Raw genomic sequence first — 1,031 nt, 5'->3', positions numbered from 1 at the left:
GTGCCCGGACGTGCCGGTCGGCGGCGAGCTGCTGGTCAGTCGACCAGGTCGAAGGTGAACCGGTAGGCCGCGGCGATCCCGTTCGCCGCGGTGGCGCGGGCGACCTCGACCTCGCCCCGGGCGTTGGCGTACTTGCCGGTGCCGCCGACGACGGCCTTGGTGGTGCTCTCGAAGCCGTTGGCGATCGACTTGTACTCGCGCAGCCCGGACAGGTGCAGCTCACCGTCGGCCAGGCGGAACACCGAGGTGCAGTGCGCCGTCACCGCCGGCGGCACCGACGCGCTCACCTTCGTGATGCCGCAGTGGGAGTAGCCCTCGCCCACCTTGGCGCGGCCCGCGCCGTCGGACGGGTCGCCACCGCTGACGAACCCCATGCCCACCGCGAGGTTCGCGGGCGCCGACATCAGCGTCCTCCCGGCCGTCAGCTCCAGCGTGGTCCTCTCCTCACCGGCGGCCTGATCGGCACCCACGAGCGTCCCGGCGACGGCGAGCACCACGAGCCACGGCTGAACCCTCATCACAGAACTCCGCGTCCGAATCGGAATGCACGCGCCGACGCCAGCTCTGTTGCGCCGCAGTAGAAATCGATCGATGGGATGGTGGTGGACCTCGATCGACCGTCCACTCCGGCACGGTCCGCGCACCCGGTGGCGTCGTCGCGCCGGCAAACCGCACGGCGTGATGAATCCCGTGATGTGGCGGGTGAGTCGGGGATGGCGCCTCGCCGGGCGGTCCGACCACGTGTGCCGGGTCGAGGTGTCCCGGCTCAGATCGCGTTCGTGATCAGCAGCGCCACGTCCAGGATCGCGATCACGATCGTCAGCCGGAACGCCGTGGGCGTGCGCGGCGCGCGGATCGCGGCCGCGGTGGTGGCGCCCGCCAGCGCGATCCCGATCGTCGACACGGTCAGCGCGAACGCCGTCGACGTGCCCGCGGGTGCGACGCCGAGCACGACCGAGGCCGCGGCCAGCGCCGCTGCCATGACGATCACGCCGATCCGGGGACCGAGCCGGTGCGGGAGCCCGCGCACC

The 1,031-nt window shown here is 72.4% G+C and carries 1 protein-coding gene and 1 pseudogene; both read right to left on the bottom strand.

Translation table 11 applies throughout. The annotated features are described in order from the left end of the window. Positions 1 to 35: 35 nt before the first annotated feature. Positions 36 to 518: a hypothetical protein gene (locus tag AB0G02_RS42110; RefSeq protein ID WP_360806756.1), complete on the bottom strand. Its 483-nt coding sequence runs from the start codon at positions 516 to 518 to the stop codon at positions 36 to 38. 248 nt (positions 519 to 766) lie between these two features. Further along, positions 767 to 1,031, bottom strand: a pseudogene (locus AB0G02_RS42105) (hypothetical protein); the annotation flags it as partial.

This window comes from Actinosynnema sp. NPDC023658, from assembly GCF_040639995.1.
Lineage (GTDB): Bacteria > Actinomycetota > Actinomycetes > Mycobacteriales > Pseudonocardiaceae > Actinosynnema.
This window is presented reverse-complemented; position numbering and strand designations above follow the sequence as displayed.